5 protein-coding genes are annotated in these 6,836 nt (G+C 68.7%); 3 read left to right on the top strand and 2 right to left on the bottom strand.

What is annotated here, in order from left to right; genetic code table 11:
• Positions 1 to 31: 31 nt before the first annotated feature.
• Positions 32 to 2,656 carry a transglycosylase domain-containing protein gene (locus AOK16_RS19620; protein WP_055473512.1) on the bottom strand — a complete coding sequence of 875 codons (2,625 nt, stop codon included), beginning with the start codon at positions 2,654 to 2,656 and terminating at the stop codon, positions 32 to 34.
• A gap of 355 nt (positions 2,657 to 3,011) precedes the next feature.
• Here AOK16_RS19620 and AOK16_RS19615 point away from each other — a divergent pair, with 355 nt between their 5' ends.
• The 3 genes from AOK16_RS19615 to AOK16_RS19605 all read left to right on the top strand — a co-directional run bounded on the left by AOK16_RS19615 (position 3,012) and on the right by AOK16_RS19605 (position 6,180).
• Positions 3,012 to 3,683, top strand: a complete 672-nt coding sequence (locus AOK16_RS19615) for a PadR family transcriptional regulator (protein WP_055473511.1) — start codon at positions 3,012 to 3,014, stop codon at positions 3,681 to 3,683.
• Between the two features lie 50 nt (positions 3,684 to 3,733).
• Entirely contained in the window at positions 3,734 to 4,816 is a 1,083-nt protein-coding gene (locus AOK16_RS19610) for an inositol-3-phosphate synthase (protein WP_055473510.1), read from the top strand.
• A gap of 83 nt (positions 4,817 to 4,899) precedes the next feature.
• Positions 4,900 to 6,180: an MFS transporter gene (locus tag AOK16_RS19605; RefSeq protein WP_055473509.1), complete on the top strand. Its 1,281-nt coding sequence runs from the start codon at positions 4,900 to 4,902 to the stop codon at positions 6,178 to 6,180.
• 101 nt (positions 6,181 to 6,281) lie between these two features.
• Here AOK16_RS19605 and AOK16_RS19600 read toward each other — a convergent pair.
• A partial coding sequence (locus AOK16_RS19600) for an HDIG domain-containing metalloprotein (protein ID WP_157859273.1) occupies positions 6,282 to 6,836 on the bottom strand: 555 nt, incomplete at its 5' end.

Raw genomic sequence — 6,836 nt, 5'->3', positions numbered from 1 at the left:
GGGCGGGACGGGCCCGTCCGCGGGGGAGTGATCAGCCGTCCGCGGAACCGGATGGTCCGCCAAAGAGGCCGCCGTTCCCGTTGCCATTGGTGTTGCCCGGCGGTGAGGGTGTTCCGGTGGTGCCGCCGTCCGTACCGCCGTCGGCGCCCTCGTTGGTGCCGCCGCCGTCGCCGCCGGTGGCACCGCCGTTCTCCTGGCAGCGCGGGTCGAAGGGGTTGCAGCTGTCTGACGGGCTCGGTGTGGTGGAGGGCGAGCTGCTCTCCGACTCGGAGGGCGACTCGCTGGGCTCCGCCTCCGTCTCGGTCTCGACCGGCGTCGGAGTCGGCGTCGGAGCGCCGTCCTGGTCGACCTCGGCGCCGATGGGCTCGGCGGCCGGGAACGGCTCGTCCTTCTGGCCCTTGAGGGCCGCCTTCATGTAGTCGGTCCAGATCTCCGTCGGGATGGCGCCACCGTGGATGGAGTCGAAGCCGCCCGTGCCGTTCATGGAGAGCAGCTTCTTGGACCCCGGATCCGTGCGGAACATGGCGATGGACGTGGACAGCTGCTTGGTGTAGCCCACGAACCAGGCCGACTTGTTCTTGTCGGTGGTGCCCGTCTTGCCGGCCGCGCGGCGTCCCAGCTCCTTGGCGGTCGTGGCGGTGCCGTTCTGGACCACGTTCTCCAGCACCTTGGTCACGTTGTTCGCGACCTTCGGCTCCATGACCTGCTGCTCCTCCGGCGGGTCGAACCCCTCGAGCTCCTCACCGCCCTCCTTGACCTTGGAGACCATGTACGGCTCGACGTGGATGCCGGAGGTGGCGAAGGTGCCGTACGAGTCGGCCATGCGGATCGCGCTCGGCGTCGAAGTACCCAGGGAGTAGGAGACGTTGAGCCGGTCCATGCTCTCCTTGAGGATGCCCGTGGAGAGTGCGACCTTCTGCACGTTGTTCAGTCCCACGTCGACGCCCAGCTGGGCGAAGGGCGTGTTGATGGACTTCTCCATCGCCTTCTCCAGCGTGACGTAGCCGTAGGGCTTGTCGCTCTCGTTCTTCTGCTTGAAGGGCTTGCCGCCGGGACCCGGAATGGGCTCCCCCTTGTTGTCCTTGATCACGAGCATGTCGTCGGCGTTGTACATGCTCTGCGGCGAGATGCCCTGGCCGTTGCTCTTGTACGTGCCGTACTCCATGGCGGCGGCCAGGACATAGGGCTTCCAGGTCGAGCCCACCGGGACGCCGGAGGTGTCGGCGTTGTTGTTGTAGTGCCCCTTGTCGTAGCCCTCGCCGCCGTAGATCGCGACGACCTTCCCGGTGTCGGGCTCGACCGACGCGCCGCCGAACTGGACGAACTTGTCCTCGGACCGGGCATCGGGGTCGATGTAGGTCTTGCGGGAGGCCTTGACCGACTTCTCCAGCGCCTCCGTCTTCGCCTTGTTGAAGGTCGTGTAGATCTGGTAGCCGCCACGGGCCAGGTCGTCCGCGGCCAGGTCGGTCCGCTTGATGACGTTCTTCTGGGCCGCCTCGACCATGTAGCCGATCTGGCCCGACAGGCCCTGGGCCGTCTTCGGGTCCTTGGGCATGGGGAACTTCTTGCACTGGCTCCGCTCGGCCGCGCTCATCCGGTTGACCTGGACCTCGCGGTCCAGGGTCCAGGACCAACGCGCCGTGGCCCGCTGGAGGTTGGCCTCCGCGGTGGCGTTGTCGCCGATGCCGCCCGCCGGGTCGTAGAGGTTCGGGCCGTTCAGTACGGCCGACAGGAACGCGCCCTGGCAGGGGTTCAGCTGGTCGCTGTCCACGCCGTAGTACGCCTGGGCCGCGGCCTGGATGCCGTACGCGCCCCGCCCGTAGTAGGCGGTGTTGAGATACCCCTTGAGGATGTCGTCCTTCTCCATGGTCGCCCCGACCTTGATGGAGATGAACAGCTCCTTGACCTTGCGGGTCAGGGTCTGCTCCTGGGTCAGCATCGCGTTCTTGACGTACTGCTGGGTGATGGTCGACCCGCTCTGGGTGGCGCCGCCCCTGGCCATGTTGACCACGGCGCGGGCGATGCCCATGGGATCGACGCCGGAATCCTCGTAGAACGTCGCGTTCTCCGCCGAGATCACCGCGTTCTGCATGGACTTGGGGATCTCGGTGATGGGGACGATCTGCCGGTTGACGCTGTTCTCGCCGCCGGTCGCGGCCATCTGCGTGCCGTCGTCCCAGTAGTAGACGTTGTTCTGCGCGCTGGCCGCCTGCTGCGGCTCGGGGACCTTCACCACGAAGGCCAGCGCTATGCCGGACGCGCCGACCATCAGGCCGAACATGCCGATGCAGGTGCCGAGCACCTGCTTCCACGACGGCACCCAGCGGCGCCACCCGTACCGCCCCGCGCGCGGGTAGTCGATGAACCGCTTCTCCTGCGGCTCGCGCCCCGCGAAGCGGTGTCCCCGAACCCCGCCTTCGGGCGCCGCGGCCCGCCGCCGCCCGCCGCCGCGCTGCGCGGCGCGGCGGGCCTCCGCGCGGCCGCCGTAGGGCCGTTCCTCGTCCCGGGGATCCCCGCCCTGAGGGCCGGCGCCCGACCAGTGGGTGCCGCGTTGCGGCGCGGCACGGCGGCCGGACGGCGGCTGTTGCCCCCCGCGCCGGGCCGCGGCACGTCCACCGCCCCGGGACTGCGGTGGCTTGCGACGGTGCTCGCTCATGGAACAGCTACTCCTCGGGCAGGCGCTATCGCCTGAAAGCGACAGTTGACTTCCGGTCCCCCCGACGTGCGGTCCCGACCTGACGAGTGGGCGGCCGCACTGCACCAAAGACGAGGACGTTCGGCATCGCCCTGTGGTTCCCGGTGGTCTGCATGGCGCACAGACTACGCACGACCAAAACCCACAGAGTCGCCATCTTCGGCTCAAATCAGGCAAGTTGCTTCACGCGAATCGGTGATGTGACGCCGTTCACCACCCTTCCTCTTGTCGAGGCCGGACGGCCGTTCTATCGTCTGGATGTATCGAGCCGATACATCAGCTCGACATAGAGGCCGGGAGAGAGGGGAGGCGAAGGATGAGCAGACGCTCCGGCATCCTCGAGTTCGCCGTCCTGGGCCTGCTCAGGGAGTCCCCCATGCACGGCTATGAGCTGCGCAAGCGGCTCAACACCTCGCTGGGCGTCTTCCGGGCGTTCAGCTACGGCAGCCTCTACCCCTGCCTCAAGACGCTGGTCGCCCAGGGATGGTTGATCGAGGAACCCGGCAGCGCCCCCGAGGACGCTCTGGCCGCCTCGCTGGCCGGCCGCCGGGCAAAGATCGTCTACCGGCTGACGGCGGAGGGGAAGGAGCACTTCGAGGAGCTGCTCGCCCACTCCGGCCCCGACGCCTGGGAGGACGAGCACTTCGGCATCCGCTTCGCCTTCTTCGGACAGACGTCGCGGGACGTACGGATGCGGGTGCTGGAAGGACGCCGCAGCAGGCTGGAGGAGCGCCTCGAGAAGATGCGCGCGTCCCTCACCCGTACCCGCGAGCGCCTGGACGACTACACCCTCGAGCTGCAGCGGCACGGAATGGAGTCCGTGGAGCGCGAGGTCCGCTGGCTCAACGAGCTCATCGAGAGCGAGCGGGCGGGGCGGGATCGGCGACGATCCGCCCCCGAAACTCAGGACCAGTCAGGGAGCACGGGCGGCCTGCCCCGGGACCGGGGTAGCTCCCGGCCGGATCCGTCCGACGACACCGCCACTTGAAGCCCCGCATCCCGCAGGGTTTCGTCGAGTACACACAGGGAGCAACCGGAATGGGTTCGGTTCGCGTAGCCATCGTCGGCGTGGGCAACTGCGCCGCCTCGCTGGTGCAGGGCGTCGAGTACTACAAGGACGCCGACCCGGACAGCCACGTGCCCGGTCTGATGCACGTGCAGTTCGGCGACTATCACGTCCGAGACGTCGAGTTCGTGGCCGCCTTCGACGTCGACGCCAAGAAGGTCGGCCTCGACCTCGCGGACGCCATCGGCGCCAGCGAGAACAACACCATCAAGATCTGCGACGTGCCGAACAGCGGCATCAGGGTGCAGCGCGGCCACACCCTCGACGGACTGGGCAAGTACTACCGCCAGACCATCGAGGAGTCCGCCGAGGCCCCGGTCGACGTCGTCCAGGTCCTGAAGGACCAGCGGGTCGACGTGCTGGTCTGCTACCTCCCGGTCGGCTCCGAGGACGCCGCGAAGTTCTACGCCCAGTGCGCCATCGACGCCAAGGTCGCCTTCGTGAACGCCCTGCCGGTCTTCATCGCCGGTACGAAGGAGTGGGCCGACAAGTTCACCGAGGCCGGCGTCCCGATCGTCGGCGACGACATCAAGTCGCAGGTGGGGGCGACCATCACCCACCGCGTGATGGCCAAGCTCTTCGAGGACCGGGGCGTCGTCCTGGACCGCACCATGCAGCTGAACGTCGGCGGCAACATGGACTTCAAGAACATGCTCGAGCGCGAGCGCCTGGAGTCCAAGAAGATCTCCAAGACCCAGGCCGTCACCTCGCAGATCCCGGACCGAGACCTGGGCGAGAACAACGTCCACATCGGCCCCTCGGACTACGTGGCCTGGCTGGACGACCGCAAGTGGGCGTACGTCCGCCTCGAGGGCCGGGCATTCGGCGACGTCCCGCTGAACCTGGAGTACAAGCTCGAGGTCTGGGACTCCCCCAACTCGGCCGGTGTCATCATCGACGCCCTGCGCGCCGCGAAGATCGCCAAGGACCGGGGCATCGGCGGCCCGATCCTCTCGGCCTCCTCGTACTTCATGAAGTCGCCGCCGGTTCAGTACTTCGACGACGTGGCGCGCGAGAACGTCGAGAAGTTCATCAGGGGCGAGGTCGAGCGCTAAGCACCACCGCCGACCCTGGCTCACTGCCACCGGCCCCCGGGCAATCCGCCCGGGGGCCGGTGCGCTGTGTGAGGCTGTGCGCCATGGCTGTTGTGCGTGATCTGCGCGTGCTGCTGCGACTGCACGACTTCCGTCGCCTGCTGGCCGTCCGGCTCCTCTCCCAGTCGGCCGACGGCGTCTACCAAGTGGCCCTCGCCACCTACGTCGTGTTCTCCCCGGAGAAGGAGGCCTCGGCCGCCGCCATCGCCTCGGCCATGGCCGTACTGCTGCTTCCGTACTCCCTCATCGGCCCCTTCGCCGGCGTCCTCCTCGACCGCTGGCGGCGCCGCCAGGTCCTGCTGTACGGCAACCTCCTGCGCGCCGTCCTGGCCTCCGGAACCGCGCTGCTGATCCTGTACGACGTGCCGGACTGGCTCTTCTACGCCTCCGCGCTCTCCGTCACCGCCGTCAACCGCTTCGTCCTGGCCGGGCTCTCGGCCGCCCTGCCACGCGTGGTCGACCAGGAGCGGCTGGTGATGGCCAACGCGATCTCCCCCACGGCCGGCACGCTCGCCGCCACCGCGGGCGGCGGCCTGGCCTTCGCCGTACGCCTCGCGGGCTCGGACTCCGACGCCGTGACCGTACTGCTGGGCTCGGGGCTCTATCTGTGCGCCGCGCTCGCCTCGCTGCGCATGGGCCGCGAACTGCTGGGTCCCGACCCGGAGTTGGTGCAGCGGCGGCCGTGGGCCGCGGTCGCGAGCACCGCCCGAGGGCTGGCACTCGGGCTGCGCCACCTCAACCAACGGCGCCTGACCGCCCGGGCGCTGGCGGCGATGAGCGTGATGCGCTTCTGCTACGGCGCGCTGACCGTCATGGTGCTGATGCTGTGCCGCTACGCCTGGTCGGACGACGAGTCCGGCGGGCTCGCCCTCCTCGGACTCGCCGTCGGCGCCTCGGGGATCGGCTTCTTCACGGCGGCCGTGATCACGCCCTGGGCCGTCGATCGCCTCGACAGCTTCAACCGACTGGGACGGGACGCCCGGCTGCGCTGGCTCATCGTCTGCTCGACCGCGGCCGCGGTCCTGGTGCCCGCCCTGGGCCTGCCGTTCATGCCGGGGCCCATGCTGGCCGCCGCCTTCGTCCTCGGACTGACCACCCAGGGCGCGAAGATCGCAACGGATACCGTCGTCCAGTCCACAGTGGACGACGCCTACCGCGGCCGGATCTTCTCCCTCTACGACATGTTCTTCAACGTCGCCTTCGTGGCCGCGGCCGGAGTCGCGTCCCTCATGCTGCCGCCGGACGGCCGCTCGGCCACGCTCGTCGTGGTGGTAGCCCTCCTCTACGGCGCGGCCGTCGCGATCGGCCGCGTGCGGCCGGCATGACCGAGGGGCTGTGTTTCACGTGAAACACAGCCCCTCGCAGACTCACGGTCCTCACAGACGCGCAGACTCATGTTTCACGTGAAACATGACCGCCGACGGCCTCAGCTCTGCGCGGCCCACCACTCCTTGAGCGCCTCAACGGCCTCGTCCCGCTCCATGGGCCCGCACTCGAGCCGCAGCTCCAGCAGGTGCTTGTACGCCGTGCCGACCAGAGGACCAGGACCCACATCGAGGATCTGCATGATGTCGTTGCCGTCCAGGTCCGGCCGGATCGCGTCCAGCTCCTCCTGCTCCTGCAGCCGCGCGATCCGCTCCTCAAGTCCGTCGTACGCCCGGGACAGTGCTGTCGCCTTGCGCTTGTTCCGGGTGGTGCAGTCGGAACGGGTCAGCTTGTGCAGCCGGTCCAGCAGGGGACCGGCGTCCCGGACGTACCGGCGGACCGCCGAGTCCGTCCACTCGCCCGTCCCGTAGCCGTGGAAGCGGAGATGGAGCTCGACCAGCCGGGAGACGTCCTTCACGAGATCGTTCGGGTACTTCAGCTTGGTCATCCGCGACTTGGTCATCTTCGCGCCCACCACCTCGTGGTGGTGGAAGGAGACGCGGCCGTCGCTCTCGAAGCGCCGCGTCTTCGGCTTGCCGATGTCGTGCAGCAGCGC

The sequence above is a fragment of the Streptomyces pathocidini genome, assembly GCF_001418495.1.
GTDB classification, from domain to species: Bacteria; Actinomycetota; Actinomycetes; order Streptomycetales; family Streptomycetaceae; genus Streptomyces; species Streptomyces pathocidini.
Note: the sequence above shows the minus strand (reverse complement) of the source record. Positions and strands in the feature narration are given on the sequence as shown.